This window comes from Brevibacterium ravenspurgense (assembly GCF_001584615.1).
GTDB classification, from domain to species: Bacteria; Actinomycetota; Actinomycetes; order Actinomycetales; family Brevibacteriaceae; genus Brevibacterium; species Brevibacterium ravenspurgense.
Genome location: NZ_LQQC01000012.1, coordinates 183,519 through 203,497, shown reverse-complemented (window position 1 = coordinate 203,497; position 19,979 = coordinate 183,519). Strand labels below are relative to the sequence as shown.

Annotated in this window: 13 protein-coding genes and 2 tRNA genes; 9 read left to right on the top strand and 6 right to left on the bottom strand. The window is 60.3% G+C overall.

What is annotated here, in order from left to right; translation table 11 throughout:
• Nucleotides 1–95 precede the first annotated feature (95 nt).
• The 8 genes from dnaN (at nt 96) to Bravens_RS09495 (ending at nt 9,461) form a co-directional block, all read left to right on the top strand.
• On the top strand, nt 96–1,241 hold the full coding sequence (gene dnaN / locus Bravens_RS09530; RefSeq protein WP_176746134.1) for a DNA polymerase III subunit beta: 1,146 nt from the start codon (nt 96–98) through the stop codon (nt 1,239–1,241).
• A gap of 10 nt (nt 1,242–1,251) precedes the next feature.
• The gene (recF, locus tag Bravens_RS09525; protein ID WP_062022827.1) at nt 1,252–2,460 is read left to right on the top strand and encodes a DNA replication/repair protein RecF; all 1,209 of its coding nucleotides are present in this window, start codon (nt 1,252–1,254) and stop codon (nt 2,458–2,460) included.
• Nucleotides 2,460–2,966, top strand: a complete 507-nt coding sequence (locus Bravens_RS09520; RefSeq protein WP_062022824.1) for a DciA family protein — start codon at nt 2,460–2,462, stop codon at nt 2,964–2,966. Before recF ends, Bravens_RS09520 begins: the two co-directional genes overlap by 1 nt.
• A gap of 247 nt (nt 2,967–3,213) precedes the next feature.
• Nucleotides 3,214–5,211 (top strand): DNA topoisomerase (ATP-hydrolyzing) subunit B, encoded by a 1,998-nt coding sequence (gene gyrB, locus Bravens_RS09515; protein WP_062022822.1) that lies wholly within the window; start codon nt 3,214–3,216, stop codon nt 5,209–5,211.
• Between the two features lie 90 nt (nt 5,212–5,301).
• Nucleotides 5,302–7,953 carry a DNA gyrase subunit A gene (gene gyrA / locus Bravens_RS09510; RefSeq protein WP_062022819.1) on the top strand — a complete coding sequence of 884 codons (2,652 nt, stop codon included), beginning with the start codon at nt 5,302–5,304 and terminating at the stop codon, nt 7,951–7,953.
• Entirely contained in the window at nt 7,950–9,008 is a 1,059-nt protein-coding gene (locus Bravens_RS10820) for a DUF3566 domain-containing protein (RefSeq protein ID WP_244878154.1), read from the top strand. The genes gyrA and Bravens_RS10820 overlap by 4 nt, the downstream gene beginning before the upstream one ends.
• Nucleotides 9,009–9,153: 145 nt before the next feature.
• Nucleotides 9,154–9,227 (top strand) — tRNA-Ile (locus Bravens_RS09500).
• A gap of 161 nt (nt 9,228–9,388) precedes the next feature.
• Nucleotides 9,389–9,461, top strand: a tRNA-Ala gene (locus Bravens_RS09495).
• Nucleotides 9,462–10,106: 645 nt separating this feature from the next.
• Here the strand turns inward: Bravens_RS09495 and Bravens_RS09490 are convergent.
• From Bravens_RS09490 to nrdI, 4 genes are all read right to left on the bottom strand, one after another.
• Nucleotides 10,107–11,327 carry an ATP-binding protein gene (locus Bravens_RS09490; protein WP_061941839.1) on the bottom strand — a complete coding sequence of 407 codons (1,221 nt, stop codon included), beginning with the start codon at nt 11,325–11,327 and terminating at the stop codon, nt 10,107–10,109.
• A gap of 215 nt (nt 11,328–11,542) precedes the next feature.
• The gene (gene nrdF, locus Bravens_RS09485) at nt 11,543–12,571 is read right to left on the bottom strand and encodes a class 1b ribonucleoside-diphosphate reductase subunit beta (RefSeq protein ID WP_082784698.1); all 1,029 of its coding nucleotides are present in this window, start codon (nt 12,569–12,571) and stop codon (nt 11,543–11,545) included.
• 114 nt (nt 12,572–12,685) lie between these two features.
• A complete protein-coding gene (nrdE, locus tag Bravens_RS09480) occupies nt 12,686–14,860 on the bottom strand; it encodes a class 1b ribonucleoside-diphosphate reductase subunit alpha (protein WP_062022816.1) in 2,175 nt (724 codons plus the stop codon).
• A complete protein-coding gene (gene nrdI / locus Bravens_RS09475) occupies nt 14,857–15,372 on the bottom strand; it encodes a class Ib ribonucleoside-diphosphate reductase assembly flavoprotein NrdI (RefSeq protein WP_019174207.1) in 516 nt (171 codons plus the stop codon). Before nrdI ends, nrdE begins: the two co-directional genes overlap by 4 nt.
• A 245-nt stretch (nt 15,373–15,617) precedes the next feature.
• Between nrdI and Bravens_RS09470 the strand changes: the two genes are divergently transcribed.
• Nucleotides 15,618–17,483, top strand: coding sequence for a phosphoenolpyruvate carboxykinase (GTP) (locus Bravens_RS09470; RefSeq protein ID WP_082791124.1), 1,866 nt, complete (start codon nt 15,618–15,620; stop codon nt 17,481–17,483).
• Between the two features lie 112 nt (nt 17,484–17,595).
• Here Bravens_RS09470 and Bravens_RS09465 read toward each other — a convergent pair whose 3' ends face one another.
• Both Bravens_RS09465 and Bravens_RS09460 read right to left on the bottom strand, forming a co-directional pair.
• Nucleotides 17,596–18,168: an NADPH-dependent FMN reductase gene (locus Bravens_RS09465; protein ID WP_019174205.1), complete on the bottom strand. Its 573-nt coding sequence runs from the start codon at nt 18,166–18,168 to the stop codon at nt 17,596–17,598.
• A 238-nt stretch (nt 18,169–18,406) separates the two neighbouring features.
• Nucleotides 18,407–19,623 (bottom strand): IS3 family transposase gene (locus Bravens_RS09460; RefSeq protein WP_141737908.1). Its coding sequence is split into 2 segments (ribosomal slippage): nt 18,407–19,362 and nt 19,362–19,623, totalling 1,218 coding nucleotides; the frame shifts between segments, so codons are not numbered across the junction.
• Nucleotides 19,624–19,979: the final 356 nt, after the last annotated feature.

Sequence of the window (19,979 nt, the reverse complement as noted above, 5' to 3'; positions counted from 1 at the left end):
CGTGTAATGTTGCTTTCTGCTTATGCTGCGACTAGTGCGCAGGCGATGAAGGCTGGAATCCTCGGCTTTGCCGGGAAGAACCGACCAGGAGAGATGTGAACGCTGAAGCTGCTCAGTCCGTGAAGTTCAAAGTGGACCGCGATGTCCTGGCCGACGCCGTAACGTGGACGACCAAGTCGATTCCGCAGCGCCCCGCTGTCCCGGTTCTCACCGGTCTGCTCATCACTGCAAACGCCGATGGCTCGGTTGATCTGGCTGTTTTTGACTACGAGGTTTCGGCTCGCGCTCGCATTGCCGCCGATGTCGAGGTGGAGGGCACCATCCTCGTGTCCGGTCGCCTTCTTGCTGACATTGCCCGCGCTCTTCCTCCGCAGCCGGTTGTGTTCGAACTCGACGGAACCAAGGTCAGCGTGACGTGCGGATCTTCGCGCTTTGCTCTTATGACCATGCCGGTCGAGGAATACCCCGCACTTCCAGAGGTTCCCGAAACCACGGGTGTCATTTCGGCTTCGGATTTCCAGTCCGCTGTCGGTCAGGTCAACATCGCCACGTCGAAGGACGAAACCCTGCCGATCCTCACCGCTATGCGGGTTGAGATCGAAGGCGACCGCGTCACCCTCCTGGCCACTGACCGTTACCGCCTGGCGGTTCGCGAATTCACCTGGAACCCGCGCAACCCGCAGGTCGAAGCGGTTGCCCTGGTCCGAGGCAAGACGATGGCCGAAGCCGCTAAGGCTATGAGCGGCGACATCGAGATCGCCCTTGCCGAATCCGGCGGCAAGGAAATGCTGGCGTTTTCGTCTGAAGGCCGCGTCACCACTTCTCTGCTGGTCGAAGGCGACTACCCGAAGGTCCGTTCGCTGTTCCCCAAGGATGTTGCGATCACCGCCGTCCTGGAGACGAGCGCTCTTCGCGAAGCCGTGCGCCGTGTATCGCTCGTGGCCGAACGCAACAGCCCCATCAAGTTTGAGTTCGCCGACGGTTCGCTGGTGCTGCGCGCCGGTGCAGGCGATGACGCCCAGGCGACCGAAGCTCTGCCGGCGACCATCGAGGGCGAAGACATCACGACCGGCTTCAACCCCGGCTACATTGCCGAGGGTCTCGCACAGATTGACACCCCGTTTGTGCGGTTCTCGCTGACCGAACCGAAGAAGCCGGTTGTCATCTCGGGCATGACCGAGGCTGACGGCGAAGAAGACACGTCGTACCGCTACCTCCTCATGCCGATTCTGCGATTCTGACGGCGGGCCCATGTGGGTCAGTCGGCTGATTCTGGACCAGTTCCGCTCCTATTCGCGGCTTGATCTTGAACTTGCCCCCGGGGTGACGGTCTTCCTTGCCCCCAACGGCTGGGGCAAAACGAACCTGGTTGAGGCTCTCGGCTACGTTTCGACTCTGCGCAGCCACCGTGTGACAAACGACTTCCCGCTTGTGCGCACCGGCAGTGAGCGGGCCGTTGTGTCTGCCCTGGCCCATCGCGGCAAACGGCAGGTGCGGGTTGAGGTCACGATCAAGGCCAAGGGTGCGAACACCGCGCGGATCAACAAGCAGGCCGTGCGGGTGCGGGAACTCTTAGGTCTGCTGCCGGCAGTTGTGTTTGCCCCGGAAGACCTCGGTTTGGTCAAGGGCGAACCCGCTGAACGGCGCGCGTATCTCGATGAGCTGCTGGTTGCACTCACTCCCCGCTATTCCGCTGTCATTGCGGACTTCGATCGGGCTTTGAAACAGCGCAACGCGCTGCTGAAATCTCTGCGCAAAGCCCGGTACGAAGAGCGTTCGGGCGCTGCAGATGACCCATTGAGGGCAAGTCTGGGCCTCGAAGCGACCTTGGAGATCTGGGATCACGCTTTTGCACGCGCCGCAGCAGCGCTGGTCACGGGTCGGCTCGATCTTCTGGACCGGCTGGCTGAACCGCTGGCCGATGATTTCGCCAGACTCGCCGAAGATGCGCGTCCGGAAAGGCGCACAGCGGCAGCGACCTACGCGTCGCGCGTCGACTATTCGGTGATTGATCGTTCCCTGCCGGGTGCTCAGCAGGCCATGGAGGACCTCATCCTCGATGAACTGGCCAAGCGCCGCCGGGTGGAAATTGAGCGGGGAGTGACCCTCGTCGGTCCGCAGCGTGATGACCTCGATCTGCACATCGGCGCCACCCCCGCTAAGGGCTATGCCAGCCACGGTGAGAGCTGGTCGCTCGCACTCGCTTTGCGTCTGGCCAGCTGGAGGGTGCTGCAGGCAAATCCGGATGAACCCGATGATTCACCCGTGCTGGTGCTTGACGACGTCTTCTCAGAGCTTGACGGAGGTCGCACTCGCCGACTTGCCGACATCATTCAGGAAGCCCAGCAGGTCCTCATAACAACAGCTGTCGCCGCCCACATCCCTAAGAACCTGACAGGTGAGATCATCGATCTGACAGCAGGCACCTCGGAAGGGGATCAGGCGGGAGGACAGGGCTGATGAACCAGAAGATGCCGGTCTCGAACGCTGCTCTCGAAGCACTCGATCGGGTCAGGCGCATGGGTTCAGTGCAGGCGCGCTACAGCGGTTCGCTGCGTCGGGTGCCGCAGGGGATTCGCGAACCCCAGTATTCGGGGGCGGGTGAAGATCCGCGCGATCCCAAGAAGCTGTCAGCTGACCTCTCGGCTCTGACGAAGGCGCGCGGGTGGACCACGTCAATGGACGTCGGGTCGCTGCTGGGCAGATGGCCCGAGCTTGTTGGTGAGAACGTTGCTCAGCACTGTGTTCCGGAACTGTGCGAACCGCCGAAGCTCACGGTGCGTGCGTCATCGACAACGTGGGCAACTCAGCTGCGGCTTATGCGCGACATGCTGCTGGATCGGCTGGAGCGCGAACTGGGCCGCCGGGTCATCGACGACATCGAGATCATCGGCCCCAAGCAGAAGTCCTGGAAGAAGGGCCGCCGGTCTGTTCAGGGCCGCGGTCCGCGCGATACCTACGGGTGATCTTCATATCCCCGTGCCCACGCACGAGGTGCCGCCCCGGTGCGGTCTTGACTGTTTCTGCCCGGTTTTCGGCAGGTTCTCGAATCTGTCCCGGCCCGTACAGGCGGCTGTGGGGTCTGCGGACGGACCGCCCCTCATCGGCAGATCCGAAAATGCGCAGAAACGGCCGTTGTGTGACTGTGAGGCCCTGTTTGCAGCCAGGACGCTGTAGACTTGGACGGTAATCTGCACTGATCCGAGGAGTTCCATGGCCGACGACCACCAACCGCATTACGATGCCGGTGATATCACCGTTCTCGAAGGGCTCGAAGCAGTCCGCAAACGGCCCGGCATGTACATCGGATCAACATCCGAACGCGGTCTTCACCACTTGGTCTATGAAATCGTCGACAACTCGGTTGACGAAGCCCTGGCCGGCTACAACGACAGCATTGAAGTGACCATCCTCGCCGACGGCGGCGTGCGCGTGGTCGACCACGGGCGAGGAATCCCCGTGGCCATGCACCCCTCAGAAGGCCGACCGACTCTGGAAGTAGTGCTTACGGTTCTGCACGCCGGCGGTAAGTTCGGCGGCGGCGGATACGCGGTCTCCGGTGGTCTGCACGGAGTCGGTTCGTCCGTCGTCAACGCTCTTTCGCTGCGCATGGACGCGGTTGTCCGCCGTGACGGCAAGGTCTGGCGACAGTCCTACGAACGCGGTGTCCCCACCTCGGACGTGGTGGAAGGCGAAGACACCGATGTCACCGGCACCGACATCACGTTCTGGCCGGACCCGGATATCTTCGATACCGTCGAATTCAGCTTTGAGACCCTGCGGGCGCGCTTCCAGCAGATGGCGTTCCTCAACAAGGGCCTCAAGATCTCTCTGACTGATGAACGTCAGCCCGAAATCGACGATTCGGACGTCCAGCTGGAAGACGAAGACACAGAAGAGTTCAAACCGCGCGAAGTCGTCTTCAAGTACGACAATGGTCTGCTTGACTACGTTGCCTACCTCAATTCGGCCAAGAAGAGCGAAACCGTCCACGACGACGTCATCGCCTTTGAACACGAAGACAAAGAACAGGCAATCGCTCTGGAAGTGGCCATGCAGTGGACCACCGGCTTCCAGGAGGGCGTGCACACATACGCCAACACCATCAACACGCACGAAGGCGGTACCCACGAAGAGGGCTTCCGCACAGCGCTGACCTCGGTGCTCAACTCCTATGCGCGCGAACAGAAGCTGCTGCGCGAAAAGGACGCCAACCTCACCGGTGAGGACATCCGCGAAGGCCTCACCGCGGTCGTGTCGATCAAACTCGGTGAACCTCAGTTTGAGGGTCAGACCAAAACCAAGCTGGGCAACTCGGAGGCCCGCAACTTCGTCAGCCGCGTCGTGCGCGACGAACTGACCCACTGGCTGGAATCCAATCCCGCGAATGCCCGTGAGGTTGTGCGCAAGGCCGTGCAGGCTTCGCAGGCCCGCCTGGCTGCGCGCAAGGCTCGTGAAGCCACGCGGCGGAAGGGTCTGCTGGAAACCTCCGGCATGCCCGGCAAGCTGCGTGACAACCAGTCGAAGGACCCGACGATCTCGGAAGTGTTCATCGTCGAGGGTGACTCGGCAGGCGGTTCGGCCGTGCAGGGCCGCAACCCGCTGACTCAGGCGATCCTCCCGCTGCGAGGCAAGATCCTCAATGTGGAAAAGGCCCGCCTGGACCGCGCGCTGGGCAACAACGAAGTCCAGTCGATGATCACGGCGTTCGGCACCGGAATCGGCGACGAATTCGACATCGAGAAGCTGCGCTACCACAAGATCATCCTCATGGCGGACGCCGATGTTGACGGTCAGCACATCACCACGCTGCTGCTGACTCTCATCTTCCGGTACATGAAGCCGCTCATTGAGAACGGCTACGTCTACCTGGCAACCCCGCCGCTGTACCGCATCAAGTGGTCGAACGCGGAGGACGACTTCGCCTATTCGGACGCTGAACGCGACAAGCTGCTCACCGAGGGCCGCGCCGCGGGCAAGCGCCTGCCGAAGGATCTTGCGATCCAGCGCTACAAGGGTCTGGGCGAAATGAACTACCAGGAACTGTGGGAAACCACGATGAACCCCGAAAACCGTCTGCTCAAGCAGGTTGAACTCGAAGACGCGCTCGTGGCTGACGAAATCTTCACCATCCTCATGGGTGACGATGTCGAATCGCGCAAGCGCTTCATCCAGGAAAACGCCAAGGACGTCCGCTTCTTGGACATCTGATGCCGGGACGCGCTGCCGGGCACGACGGCTCAGGCAGCGCAGTTCCGACACAGATCCGCTTAGGTTTCTATCAACGGAGGATCCGGTCAGGTGGCCGAAGAAGACAACAACAACGTAAACCCTGAAGAACAGCCCCCGGTTGACGGCGCTGGCACCCAGGTTGCCGCTCGTGTCGAGCAGGTCAACCTCAATGCCGAAATGCAGCGGTCCTACCTGGACTACGCGATGTCGGTCATTGTCGGCCGTGCTCTGCCGGATGTTCGCGACGGTCTCAAGCCGGTTCACCGGCGTGTGCTGTACGCCATGTACGACGGCGGCTACCGCCCCGATCGCAGCTTCTCGAAGTGCTCGCGCGTGGTCGGCGACGTCATGGGCCATTTCCACCCGCACGGTGACTCGGCCATCTATGACGCGCTCGTGCGTCTGGTGCAGCCGTGGAATATGCGTTACCCGCTCATTTCGGGTCAGGGCAACTTCGGTTCGGCCGGTGATGACGGTGCGGCTGCTCCGCGTTACACGGAATGCAAGATGGCGCCTCTGTCCCTGGAAATGGTCCGGGACATCGAAGAGGAGACCGTCGACTTCCAGGACAACTACGACGGCCGCAACCAGGAACCCGTCTACCTGCCGTCGCGTTTCCCGAACCTGCTGGTCAACGGTTCGGCCGGTATTGCCGTCGGTATGGCCACCAACATTCCGCCGCACAACCTGCGCGAAGTCGCAGCTGGTGCGCAGTGGCTGCTGAGCCACCCGGATGCTTCCAACGAGGAGGCTCTCGAGGCGCTGCTGGGCATCATCAAGGGTCCCGACTTCCCGGGTGGGGCCACGATTCTGGGCCGCCAGGGCATTGAAGACGCCTACCGCACCGGCCGCGGTTCGATTACGCAGCGCGCGGTTGTTGAAGTCGAGGAAATCCAGGGCCGCACCTGCCTGGTTGTCACCGAACTGCCCTACCAGGTCAACCCGGACTCGCTGGCCGCGAAGATCGCCGGCTACGTCAAGGACGGCAAGGTTGCGGGCATTGCCGACATGCGTGATGAATCGTCTGGCCGTACCGGTCAGCGCCTGGTGATTGTGCTCAAGCGCGATGCCGTGGCGAAGGTTGTTCTGAACAACCTGTACAAGCACACGCAGCTGCAGGAGAACTTCTCGGCGAACATGCTTGCGCTTGTCGACAATGTGCCGCGCACCCTGTCGATCGACGCTTTCCTCCGCCTGTGGGTCAAGCACCAGATCGATGTGATTGTCCGCCGCACCCGCTTCCGTCTGCGCAAGGCCGAGGAGCGCGCCCACATTCTGCGCGGTTACCTCAAGGCGCTTTCGGCGCTGGACGAAGTGATTGCACTGATCCGCCGTTCGCCGTCGTCTGACGAAGCACGCACCGGCCTGATGGAGCTGCTCGACGTCGATGAAGTCCAGGCGAACGCCATTCTTGACCTGCAGCTTCGCCGTCTTGCAGCGCTTGAGCGCCTCAAGATCGAAGAAGAAGCACAGAAGATCGAAGAGCTGATCAAGGAATACAACCACATCCTTGAAACCCCGGCTCGGCAGCGCGAAATCGTGTCGGAAGAACTCGACGCGATCGTCGAACGCTATGGCGATGACCGTCGCACCCAGATTCTGGCTGGCTTCGACGGCGACATGTCGATGGAAGACCTCATCCCCGAAGCGCAGGTGGTCGTCACCATCACCCGCGGCGGCTACGCCAAGCGCACCCAGACCAACCTGTACCGCGCACAGCGCCGCGGTGGCAAGGGTGTTGCCGGCGCTCGCCTGCGCGGTGAGGACGTGGTTGAGCACTTCTTCGTCACGTCGACCCACAACTGGCTGCTGTTCTTCACGAACAAGGGCCGGGTCTACCGTGCGAAGGCCTACGAACTTCCCGAAGCACACCGGGATGCGCGCGGCCAGCACGTGGCAAACCTCTTGGCTCTGCAGCCGGACGAAGAGATCGCTCAGGTCCTCTCCATTGCCGACTACGATGCGGCTGACTACCTGGTGCTCGCCACCAAGTCCGGTCTGGTGAAGAAGACCCGTCTGGGCGAATACGATTCGAACCGCACCGGCGGTGTCATCGCCATCAATCTGCGCGAAACCCCGGATGGGGGAGTGGACGAACTGGTTTCGGCCCGCCTGGTCAACGGCGAAGACCACCTGCTGCTCATTTCGAAGAACGGCATGTCGATCAGGTTCCCCGCGGACGACGAAACGATCCGCCCCACGGGGCGCGCCACCTCGGGTGTTACCGGTATGAAGTTCCGGGACGACGATGCTCTGCTCGCCATGGATGTTGTCACTCCGGGCACCGATGTGTTCGTTGTGACCGAGGGCGGTTTTGCCAAGCGCACCCCGGTCGAGGAGTACCGAGTCCAGGGACGAGGCGGAATCGGCATCCGCGCGATCCGCTTCTCTGATCAGAGGGGAGTACTGGTCGGTGGTCTCATCGTGGAAGAAGATGACGAGGTGTTCGTCATCATGGAGCGCGGCAAGATCGTGCGTTCCTCCGTTGCCGAGGTTTCACAGACCGGACGCAATACAATGGGCGTTGTTTTCGCCAAGCCCGGCAAGCGCGACCGTATTATGGCCGTGACCCGCGGTTCTGGCCACGAAGACGAGGAACTGGACGACAACGCAGACGAAATCGCAGTCGACGAAGCAGCAGAGGGCACCTCGGAAGGGGAAGCCGCAGCAGTGGAAGGCGACGTGCAGGACTCCGCCGCCAACGGGAGTGATGAGCAGTGAGCAATAGCGAAAAGCCAGGCAGGATCATTCGGACGTCGTCCGGGTCCACACGCCTGACGGCATCGAGTGATGCCGACCAGCCCAAGCCGGCAGAAGCTGAGCAGAACAAGCTCGCGGCCAATACCCCGGAAGCTGGTTCGCAGTCCAAGGGCTCGCAGGCCAACGGTGACTCGGATTCCGCACCGACCGGTTCGGCCGGTGATGCTGAACGCGCAGCTGACAAGCCGAAGGCAGGCTCGCAGCAGGCTGCGTCTGCGCCGGCTGGCGTGACCGCCTCTGGTCCCGTGCACTCGACGTCGAAGGGTGTGCGAATCGGCGGTAAGAAGGACAGCAGCGACTCCGGTGCTGCCAGCGGGAGTGCGCCCGCGGCTGCAAGTGGAGCAGGAAGCGCGAGTGGAGCAGGCGCCTCGGCGGCTTCTGCACCCGCTGGCACCGGTACTGGCAAGCCTCAGCAGGACGGCGCAAAGAAGGACGATTCCGAGACCACGGTCATGCAGACCAGCGGCACTCGGACCACAGCGCAGGGTTCGCAGAATGCCGCCCAGACTGAAACGGTGAGCCCGTCCGGTGGGGAAGCCGCAGCGTCGGCGGCCTCTGGCCCGGCTTCGGGTGCGGGTGCGGCTTCGGGTGCGTCGGCTGTGACGGCTCAGTCCTCGCAGGGTCTGCGGATGTCCGGTTCCGCGCAGCGGAAGGGTCCGCGCACCGTCAAGCTGGCGGTGTCGAAGGTGGATCCATGGTCGGTTATGAAGATGACCTTCATGCTGTCGCTTGCTCTGGGCATTGCCACAATCGTCGTGATGTTTGTTCTGTGGCTGGTGCTCGAAGTGACGGGTACTTTCGGAAGCCTGCAGGCGGCACTCGCCGAATTTGCCGGCGAAGAAGGTGCTGACCAGCTGCTGCAGGTGTTCGGCCTGGGCAGGATCCTCAGCTTCGCCGTCATCATCGCGGTGGTCAATGTGATTCTCATGACCGCGCTGTCGACTCTGACATCGATCATCTATAACATCGGTTCAAGCCTGGTGGGCGGTTTCCACCTGACGCTGACCGACGACTGATCTTCGAAACACAGTTTTCGCAGAAGAAACGTAGGCCCCGGGTTCGCTCGGGGCCTGCGTTTTTCGTGTGATTGGGGGACGGTTGAGGTCGATTTTGCATTGTGTGGGACGTGGGGCTATAGTAGTTTTTCGGTTCACCCCGAAGGGGCCTATAGCTCAGGCGGTTAGAGCGCTTCGCTGATAACGAAGAGGTCCGTGGTTCAAGTCCACGTAGGCCCACGAACCAACTCAGATCGGAGGTATTCGTGAAGAGGTGGTTTGGTGCCGCGGCAACGACCGCAGCAGGACTGCTGACAGTCTTGGTTCTTCGCAAGAAGAGGCAGGAAGGTCACAGCACTTGGTCTCAGTACACCGACAGGGTAGAATGAGACTCACCTCTTGGGGGTATGGCGCAATTGGTAGCGCATCTGCTTTGCAAGCAGAGGGTTAGGGGTTCGAGTCCCCTTACCTCCACAAGAGAAAGGCCCCTCACCAGGGAAACCTCTGGTGAGGGGCCTTCGTCATTTCGTTAGCGGGTCCAGTACCCACGTTTACCCTTCCCTTTCGCCGCTGTAGGTCCTGCATCCCCACACCCGTTAGCCGGGAAACACCCGTTAGCCACGAATCCTCGCTTTAGCGGCACGGAGACTCCCTTTAGCAACCGAAACTCCCTTTAGCAGTTGCTCCTAAGGCGCAGAATCCGGCTAAAAGGTGTCGAGCCGTCTGAATATGGGTGGGAACTATGTCGTGGGACATCCGCAGGCCGATTCTCAGGTGCAGGGGTGAACGATGTCCTGAAACCAGACAGCAGTGAGGAACGTTCATTCAGCCAGACTGGCAAAAATGAAACCTTAAACACGGGTAATGCGCGTAAACACGGGCAACGAACGCTATTTATGCCACACATTTTGTCCAGGTAACAAGTTTTGTGGGTAAAAGATGAAACCCGATTCTGCCGCGTAAACACAGGGGAAAACCGGGATTTTTGCCACACATTCTGACCTATAACCCCAACAGGAGCATGACGGCTAGATCGAGAAAAACAAAGACCGGCCCTGGGCTCCCACCAAAATGGGTAGCGGTACCGGTCATGTTGGTATTCAGGCTAGGCGATGACACCTAGCTGTGCAACGGTGAGGGCTCGACAAGCCACTCGATAATGTTTTTGTGTTGGATCCCGTCGCGGCTCATGTCGAACTGGTCCATGCTCAGCACGGTTTTCGGGAAGTTGTCGGTAACCCCGCGAAGGGCACCGAACTCGCGGTCGACGGTGTTTTGGCTGCCGAGCAGGTAACTCACCTGGAAGTACTCGGTGTCGGAACCTTTGCGGGCGATGAAGTCAATCTCGCGCGCGCCGGCTCTTCCGACACTTACCTCGTACCCGCGCGCAAGCAGCTCCACGCACACGATGTTTTCGAGGGTCAGCTCAATGTCGGCCTGGTTCGAAAGGCCGAGCGTTTCACGAAAACCGTGATCCACCGCATAGTACTTCTCAGTTGCCCGAAGCCTCGCCTTCCCCGCAATGTCAAAGCGCGGAACCCGATAAATCAAGAAAGCGTTCACGCAAAACTCAAGGTAGTTCAATACGGTATCAACCGAAACGGTGCGCCCCTCGCTTTTGAAAAAACGCACCAGTGACTGCGCCGAGAAGGTTTTTCCAATATTTGCGAAGCAGTAACCGACGATGCGGTGAAAAATGTCGACGTCGCGGATCTGGTGATACTCAATCACGTCTTTGAGCACAACCGAGTTGTACACCGAGTCAAGGTAGTCGAGCGAGGGTTCCCGGTCGAGGTTGAAGTATTTCAACGCCGGGAAACCGCCGAACTGCACAAAGTGCTGGAAGTGTTCGCTCAGTGTGCGGTCGCTTTGGCGGTGCAGCTCGACAAATTCCGCAAACGAAAACGGTTGGATCAAGAACTCAACGTAGCGACCGGCAAGATGTGTGGCGAGATCACCGGAAAGCATGCGCGAATTCGACCCGGTGACATAGATATCTGCGTCATAGTCGACGCGGATCGCGTTGATGGCTTTCTCCCAGTCGGCGACCTGCTGAATTTCGTCAAAGAAGAAATACGCGCGGGTGTTTTTGTTGAGGTTTTCGGCTTCGATGCGCCGTAGCAGCGCCGCTGCGTCTGTGATGTGAAGCCCGTCAGCGGACTCAAAATTCATCGCAAACACTTGTGGATCAGCGCTGCCCGCGCGAATCACTTCTTGCAGCTGCTGCAGAATCGTAGATTTGCCGGAGCGACGCACACCGGTGAGCACCTTCACGAGGGGTTTGTCGATAAAGGGCTGGATCCGCGAAAAGTATCTCGGGCGTTCAATGATTCTGTCCACCACAAACCTCCCTGTTTTGTCGAGTATAGTCGACAAGCTGCTACTTTGCGGAGGTTTTGTCGATCATAGTCGACAAGAATCGCGCTGGCTCGGGCACAAAACAGCGCACCGCGGGAAGGTTGCCGGCGTGTGCCAGCGTCCAACCCGCGGTGCGCTATTCGGACGGTGCGGCCCGAATCGAGCCGCTGAGCCCTCGAGCCGTTAAGCCCTTGAGCCTAGAAGTCCCAGTCGTCGTCGGTGGTGTCTTCGCCCTTACCGATGATGTAGCTCGATCCTGATCCACTGAAGAAGTCGTGGTTTTCGTTGCTGCCAGGTGACAGCGCCGCGAGAATCTCAGGGTTCACTTCGGTCTCTTCAGCGGTAAACCGCGACGGGTAACCGAGGTTCATCAGCGCCTTGTTCGCGTTGTAACGCACGAACACGGCAACGTCGTCCATCAGGCCGAGCGGCTCGTACAGCTCACCCGAGTACTGCAGCTCAAGCTCGTAGAGCTCTTCCAGCAGGTCGAAGGTGAACTTGCGCATCTCTTCCTGACGCTCTTTGCTCTGCGTCTCGAGTCCGCGCTGGTACTTGTAACCCGAGTAGTAACCATGCACTGCCTTGTCACGCAGAATCAGGCGGATCATGTCTGCGGTGTTCGTCAGCGTCGCGTGCACCGAGAAGTGCAGCGGCAGGTAGAACCCTGCGTACAGCAGCAGCGACGACAGCAGCGTCGAAGACACTTTACGCTTGAGCGGATCATCGCCGTAGTAGTGGTGCAGCACCTTCTTGCAGCGTTCCTGCAGCAGATCGTTGGCAACTGCCCAGCGGTAGGCGTCGTCGATTTCCGGGGTGCTCGTCAGCGTTGAGAACACCGAGGAGTACGAGCGGGCGTGCACCGACTGCATGAACGCAATGTTGGTGTAGACGGCCTCTTCGTGTTCGGTGCGGGAGTCTTGGATCTGCACGATCTCACCGACAGTTGCCTGCACGGTGTCGAGCATGGTCAGACCGGTGAAGACGCGCATCGTGAGGGTGCGCTCTTCCTGGGTCATTTTCTGCCACGCGGGGATGTCGTTTGACAGCGGCACCTTCTCTGGCAGCCAGAAGTTCGCGGTCAGACGGTTCCACACCTCGAGGTCTTTGTCGTCGGTGACGCGGTTCCAGTTAATGGGGCGCAACCGGGCTGTCGGGTCGTGGCGGTACGACGGCGGGGTGACCGAGATCTCTTGCAGCGGGCGGTCGGTGTTCAACGGATCAGTCATAGTTCAATAAAGCTCTTTCACTAGTGGTGTCTGGTGGTCAGTGCGCGGAGCGCGCAGGGCGGAGTACAGAAAGAGCAGGGCCCAGCACGGGCGCACACGCGGGCGCGAACGCGACTACAGCGCGCAGGAAACGCAGCCTTCGATCTCGGTTCCCTCGAGCGCGGGCTGGCGCAGGCGGATGTAGTACAGCGTCTTGATGCCCTTGCGCCACGCGTAGATCTGCGCGCGGTTGATGTCGCGAGTGGTCGCCTCGTCTTTAAAGAACAGCGTGAGCGACAGACCCTGATCCACGTGCTTGGTCGCAGCAGCGTAGGTGTCGATGATCTTCTCGGCGCCGATTTCGTAGGCGTCTTCGAAGAACTCGAGGTTGTCGTTTGTCATGTGCGGAGCCGGGTAGTACACGCGGCCGAGCTTGCCCTCTTTACGAATCTCAATCTTCGAGGCGATCGGGTGGATCGAAGCCGTCGAGTTGTTCACGTAGCTAATCGACCCGGTCGGTGGCACCGCCTGCAGGTACGCGTTGTAGATACCGTGTTCGCGGATCGACTCGCGCAGCTGTTCCCAGTCCGCAACCGTCGGCAGCGCAACTCCAGCCTCGGCGAAGAGCTCACGCACCCGCGCGGTTTCTGGCACCCACTCCTCGGCCGTGTAACGGTCGAAGTAGCTGCCGTCAGCGTAGTCGCTCTTCTCGAAGCCCGCGAAGGTCGCACCGCGGTCAATCGCCAGCTGGTTCGAAGCGCGCAGCGCGTGGTAGGTCACCGTGCGGAAGTACGCGTCGGTGAAGTCAATTCCCTCTTCGCTGCCGTAGTGGATGCGCTGCGAAGCGAGGTAGCCATGCAGGTTCATCTGGCCGAGGCCGATGGCGTGTGACGCACGGTTACCCTCGGCAATTGACGGCACCGCCTGAATGTCGGTCTGATCCGACACACTCGTCAGCGCCCGCACCGCAATCTCAACGGTTGCGCCGAAATCCGGGCTGGCCATTGCCTGCGCAATGTTCAGCGAGCCGAGGTTGCACGAAATGTCGTGACCGATCGTCTCGTACCCGATTGCGGCGTCGTACTCAGAGGCGGTGTTCACCTGCAGAATCTCCGAGCACAGGTTCGACATGTTGATGCGCCCCTCGAGCGGGTTCGCACGGTTCACAGTGTCTTCGAACAGCACGTACGGGTAGCCCGACTCGAACTGCAGCTCAGCGAGGGCCTTGAAGAACTCGCGCGCGCTGATCGTGGTCTTGCGGATCCGCGGGTTCGCGACGAACTCGTCGTAGCGCTCGGTGATTGACTGATCCGAAAGCGGAATACCGGTTTCGCGAAGCACATCGTAGGGGCTAAACAGGTGCATATCTTTGTTCTGCTTAGCCAGTTCGAAGGTCACATCCGGAATCACAACCCCAACCGACAGGGTCTTAATGCGGATCTTCTCGTCAGCGTTTTCACGCTTCGTGTCGAGGAACCGCATAATGTCGGGGTGGTGCGCGTGCAGGTACGCAGCGCCTGCGCCCTGGCGAGCGCCGAGCTGGTTCGCGTAGCTGAAGCTGTCTTCGAGGATCTTCATCACGGGAACAACACCGGAAGCCTGGTTCTCGACCTGCTTAATCGGGGCACCCGCCTCGCGGAGGTTTGACAGCAGCAGCGCCACACCGCCGCCGCGCTTGGACAGCTGCAGCGCAGAGTTAACGCTGCGGCCAATCGATTCGAGATTGTCTTCAACGCGCAGCAGGAAGCACGACACGAGCTCGCCGCGCTGTTTCTTACCCGCGTTCAAGAACGTCGGAGTTGCCGGCTGGAAACGGCCCGAGAGGATCTCGGTGACCGTCTTCGAAGCCAGTTCCTCGTCACCCTGACCGAGGAACAGCGCCGTGGCAACAACTCGCTGCTCGAAGTTTTCGAGGAAGAGGCTGCCGTCGAAGGTTTTCAGCGCGTAGGAGGTGAAGAACTTAAACGCACCGAGGAAGGTCTGGAACTTGTGCCCGAAAGCGTCGGCCTGTTCGTGGAGGCGCTCGACGAAGTCCTTGTCGTAGGCGCGCAGGTATTCGGCTTCGTAGTACTCGTTTTCGATCAGCCACTCCAGGCGTTCCCACACCGAAGCGAACTGCTTCGTGTTCGGGATGACCTGCTGGTTCAGGTAGGCCTCCGCCGCTTCGTGATCCTTGTCAAACTGGATCGACCCGTCCGCCGCAAACAGGTTCAGCTGGGCGTTGAGCGCGTGGTAGTCCTTCCGCTCGCCGACCCCGCCAACCCGTGCAGTGTTGGGGGTGGTTGTTTCTGATGGTGTGGCGATCGTCATGCGACGTCCTCCTCATTTGCTTCTGCTTCTAATGTGTTCTGTCGTGCCCAAAATTCGTCTAAACCAGCCTTGACTCGAGCAACGTCGCGGTTGGTGCCAAGAAGTTCAAAGCGGTACAGCTCAGGAACTTTGCACTTGGCTGAGATGATCGGTCCTGCGATGCAGTAGTGCTCACCGAAGTTGGTGTTCCCCGCGGTAATCACGCCGCGGATCAGCGCGCGGTTTGCAGGATCGTTCAGGAACGTAATCACCTGCCGCGGCACCGCCCCGGCCTGCGCTCCGCCGCCGTAGGTCGGAACCACGAGCACGTAGGGCCTGGTCACTCGGATCATTCCCTCTGTGCGCGGTCGGAGTGGGATCCGCACCGCCGGGCGCTCGAGCTTCTCGACGAAGCGGAGGGTGTTCTCCGAAACGCTCGAGAAAAACACCAGGTCAGGTGAATCTTGCCCCTCGAGCACTCGCACCTCCGCGACGCTTCGTGTTCGGCCTTCCCTGCGTTCACTCATCAGCATGTTCTCCTCTCAGCATTTGCGCCTCAGCAATCCCACCCCTACATCTAGTCCTGACCCACATTGCGGGGCACCACATATAGTGTTTAGCACGAATAATCTCACAAAACTACGACACGCCGAAGTACAGACGACGTCATACCGAACCCAAGACTCAAAGGGGATACTTATGGTGCTGTCAGACTCGACGTACTACGGTAGAGAGCACAAGTGAGACCCGGAAACTAAAGAATGAATGAGGGCGCCTGGTGACCGCATCCAAGCAATTTCAAGTTCCTCCAGAGATTCACGTGGAAAGCGTTCGCGCTTTTGTGAGCGAGTGGGCAGAGATCACCAATCCTGAAAAGATCGAGCTCGTCTCAGCAGCGGATGACGCCAGGCTGCTCGAAGAGGCCATCGCCGCCGGCGAAATGCTCCGCGCAGGCAAAGGTCGCTACTACTCACGGTCACACCCGAAAGACACCGCCCGCACCGAAGAGCGCACCTTTGTCGCCACGGCTGACGAGGCGGATCGCGGGCGCTACAACAACTGGCGCCACTCAAGCGAGGTCAAACCGCTGCTGACGAGCCGCATGCGCGGCGCTTCGGCGGGTAAAACCATGTACGTGGTGCCGTACCTGATGGCCCCTCCCGGCACCCCGCTTGCGAACTTCGCGCTCGGAGTTGAGCTCACCGACGACCGCAACGTGGTGCTGCAGATGATCCGCATGGCCCGCGTCGGAATTGAGCACTTCGACGGTGTCAGCGACCAGGACTTCTTCGTGCGCGGTGTGCACGTCACCGGTGACCTGACCGCGCTGCAGCAGGGCACCGACGCCGACGAGCGGATGTTTGTGACCGTCGCAGACGAGCGCACCATTTTGCACTTCGGCTCCGCGTACGGCGGCAACGCGCTGCTTGGTAAAATCGCCCACGGTCTGCGCCAGGCGTCCTACGACGGTTACGCCTCAGGGAAGTTCCTCGCGGAGCAGTTCCTGCTGCTTGGGATCCACGACCGTGAAACCGGCGTCACCACGCACGTGTGCGGCGGCTTCCCGAGCGCGTCAGGGAAAACCAACCTCGCGATGACGCTGCCGCCAAACGGACTCGGCGACCGCTACCGCGTTGATTTTTACGGCGACGACATCGCCTGGATGTGGGTTGACGACGAAGGGAAACTCCGTGCCATCAACCCCGAAAACGGTGCCTTCGGTGTCGCAAAAGACACCAACGAGGGTTCCAACCCCACCGCGATGGCGGCAATCGCTGAGGGATCGGGCACGATCTTCACCAACACCGCCTACAACGAAGTCACCGGCGAGGTGTGGTGGGAGGGTCTCACCCCCGAACCCCCGGCCGACCCGGCAGGGTGGCTCGACTGGACCGGCGCGAAAATCACCGACCGCACCGCCGAGCAGCAAAACGAACCGTGGGCGCACCCGAACAGCCGCTTCACTATTCCGCTGGAGCGCATCCCGAACCTCGCCGAAGACGTCTCCAAACCCGAGGGCGTGGTCGTTGACGCGATTATCTTCGGTGGCCGCACCCGCGATCGTGAACCGCTGATCCGCGCAATCGACAACCTTGTTGATGGCGTCTACGACGGGCTGACACTCGGCGCCGAGGCGACTTTCGCAGCGGACGGGCTTGACGGGCAGCTGCGTTACGACCCGATGTCGATGCGTCCGTTCTTCTCGTACTCCGAGGGTCGCTACGCCGAACACTGGCTTAAAGTGCTCGGGCAGCTGAAAGAGATGCCGATGTTTGCCCACGTCAACTGGTTCCAGCGCGAACCCGAAACCGGTCGTTACCTGTGGCCGGGCTTCCGCGAGAACCTGCGCGCGCTGAACTGGCTCACACAGTACCGCGACGGCAAAGTCAAGGGACGCAAAACCCCGATCGGCGTGCTCCCGCTTGTTGAAGAGCTCGACTTTACCGGTCTCGAAATCGACGCGGCGGATCTCGACAAACTGCTGCGGGTTGACGTTGAACGCTGGCTGCAGGAAACCGATCACCGCGCTGAGCACCTGCGCGAGCTGCCCGATATGCCGCGCGAAATCTGGGACGCACACGATGCGCTTGTCGAGGCGTTGCGGGCCGAGGCGGCAACTGACGCAGGGGGCGCAGACAGCTAGCGCCTGCGCCACCGCGCGGCCGCGGCGACACAAAACTGCCACACAACAAACGAGGGGGAAACCGAAACGTGTTCGGTTTCCCCCTCGCCTTTGGGTTACGCGCCCGCGAAAACTAATCGCGGCTGGTTTTTTCGATCAGCTCAGCGAAGCGGTCAATGTATTTCTGCAGGAACTCAACGGTTGACTCGCGGGTGATCTTATCCCCGTCACCGAAAAGCTCAGGCGACTGCGACAGGAACACCTCGGGCTGGCCAAGCGTTGGCATGTCGAAGTAGGAAAGCGCAAGGCGCAGGTTCTTCTGCGACGAGTACCCGCCCATGCGTCCAACAGAGTGGCTCACAATTCCCGCCGGGAGTCCCTTCCACGCAACGTCGGCGTTGGGTTTCGACCCAATATCCACCGCGTTTTTCAGGCACGCCGGGATGGTGCGGTTGTTCTCCGGGGTCACAAACAGCACCCCGTCAGAGGCCTTAATCGTCTCGCGGAACTCCGTGTACTCCGCCGGCACCGGCTTGTCGGTGACCTCTGGGTCGTCGTAGTCGAAATCGTACAGCGGCAGGTCGCGGATCTCCACGATCTTCGCCTCGTACCCCTCAGGGAACATCGGAATCAGGTTGTGCGCAATCTTACGGGCAAAGGAGCCACGACGCAGGCTCCCAACAATCACACTCACGCGCTTCGTCATACGTTTCACTCTCTTTTCTCTATTTCAACTGTGGATCATGCACCGCGATCCGCGCCCTCATACGCCACAGACTCGCGCGGCGCGAGCTGCCGGTCGCTGCCCCAAGCCGAGCAGAACCGGCACTCGCTCACGAGGTCAAGCCTATGTTAACAATTCCGCCATGCGAACCTCATGAGTAACCGAAGCTCCGAGTGGGGTTACCCGCAAATCGTGGACACGTAGTGGAGCTACCTAGTGGTTAGGCAGCTATTTCTTTTCTACTAGTGATTAGACCAATTTGGTTCTCAAAGTCGACGGGGCTGACCATACCGAGTGCGGAATGTCGGCGTCGACGGTTGTAGACGACTTCAATCCAGTAGGCAACGGCCTTGCGTGCAGCATCACGGGTCGTCCAGCGCTTACGGTCGTAGAACTCGGTTTTAAGCGTCGACCAGAACGACTCAGCCATCGCGTTATCAAAGCACACACCAGTACGCCCCACGGACTGAGCAATGCCCAGGCTGCGGCAAACCTCCCAGAGCTGCTCGCTAGTGAATTGAGCTCCGCGGTCAGCGTGAAACACCAGCCCATCAGGAACGTCACCACGCAACGTGTGCGCCATCCGCAGGGCCCGCTCGACCAGGGAAGTATCTTGAACGCTATCCATAGCCCAGCCCAGCACCCGGCGGGAATGGCCATCGCGGACCGCGCACAAGTACAACCAGCCTTCACCGGTGCGCAAGTAGGTAATATCTGACATCCACACCCGGTTGAGCTCACCAGTATCAAACATGCGCTTGACCAGGTCAGGAAGCGTGGACTTACGCTTAGCTTGAATCGTTGTCACCGGGACAAAGGCCCGCGGTGAAATCCCCTCAATCCCCATCATGCACATCCGTTTAGCCACAGTCTTACGGTTAAGCGCAATGTGGTAGCGCTCGGCAAGTTCTGCGGTGATCCGCGGCGCACCATAAACCTCATCGGAGTCTTTCCAAATCCGGTGAATCTTGCGGTCAACATCATCGTAAAATGCTGCACGATCATCTTCGCCCGATAGTCGCTTCTGCTGCGTATGGGCCCATTTGTAGTATCCAGACCGAGACACTTTTAAAAGCCGTGCCATGCGCTTGATGCTGTAGTTCGCCTTCTCCTGCTGCATCAATTCGAACTTTTCTGCTCGCGTTGCTTCGCAGCGAAGAAGGCTGTCGCTTTTGACAAAAACTCGTTATCCATCTTGGCTTCAGCCAGCTCCCGACGAAGACGAGCATTCTCAGCACGAAGATCAGCCTCGCTCATCCCATCTGATGCTCCTCGGCGCTCACGCTCGAGTTTGACCCACCGGCCTAAAAGCCCGGCGGACACACCAATCTCCTTAGCCACATGAGCAATCGGACGCCGCGACTCTATTACCAGGTTCGCGGCTTCACGCCGATACTCCGGCGTGTACTTCTTGCGCTGTTGACTCACAATGAACATCCTCTCCTACGGACACAAGATCCGCACTAATAGGGTGTCCACTAAACGAGGGTAACCTCAGCGTGGGAAGAACAGGCACAACGGCGCCAACCCAGCACACCACTCCAGCCGCCGACAAACCGCAGAAACCGTCCGAAGCCCAGCTCCACCTCGCCCGCCATACACGGCACCACCCAAACCACCCCAGACTCACGCGCTAATGCAGATTTACGCGTTAATGCGCTACAACAACGCGTGAAACTGCATTAAAGCGCAAATCTGCGCCAACAAACGGGCGACAGCGTGGGAAGAACAGGCACAACGCGCCAACCCAGCACACCACTCCAGCCGCCGACAGCCCACAGAAACCGTCCGAA

What these genes read in the sequence shown, in the direction of transcription:
- recF (WP_062022827.1), top strand. Translation starts at nt 1,252, where the DNA reads ATGTGGGTCAGTCGGCTGATTCTGGACCAGTTCCGCTCCTATTCGCGG.
- Bravens_RS09520 (WP_062022824.1), top strand. Translation starts at nt 2,460, where the DNA reads ATGAACCAGAAGATGCCGGTCTCGAACGCTGCTCTCGAAGCACTCGAT.
- gyrB (WP_062022822.1), top strand. Translation starts at nt 3,214, where the DNA reads ATGGCCGACGACCACCAACCGCATTACGATGCCGGTGATATCACCGTT.
- nrdF (WP_082784698.1), bottom strand. Translation starts at nt 12,571, where the DNA reads ATGACTGATCCGTTGAACACCGACCGCCCGCTGCAAGAGATCTCGGTC.
- nrdE (WP_062022816.1), bottom strand. Translation starts at nt 14,860, where the DNA reads ATGACGATCGCCACACCATCAGAAACAACCACCCCCAACACTGCACGG.
- nrdI (WP_019174207.1), bottom strand. Translation starts at nt 15,372, where the DNA reads ATGCTGATGAGTGAACGCAGGGAAGGCCGAACACGAAGCGTCGCGGAG.
- Bravens_RS09465 (WP_019174205.1), bottom strand. Translation starts at nt 18,168, where the DNA reads ATGACGAAGCGCGTGAGTGTGATTGTTGGGAGCCTGCGTCGTGGCTCC.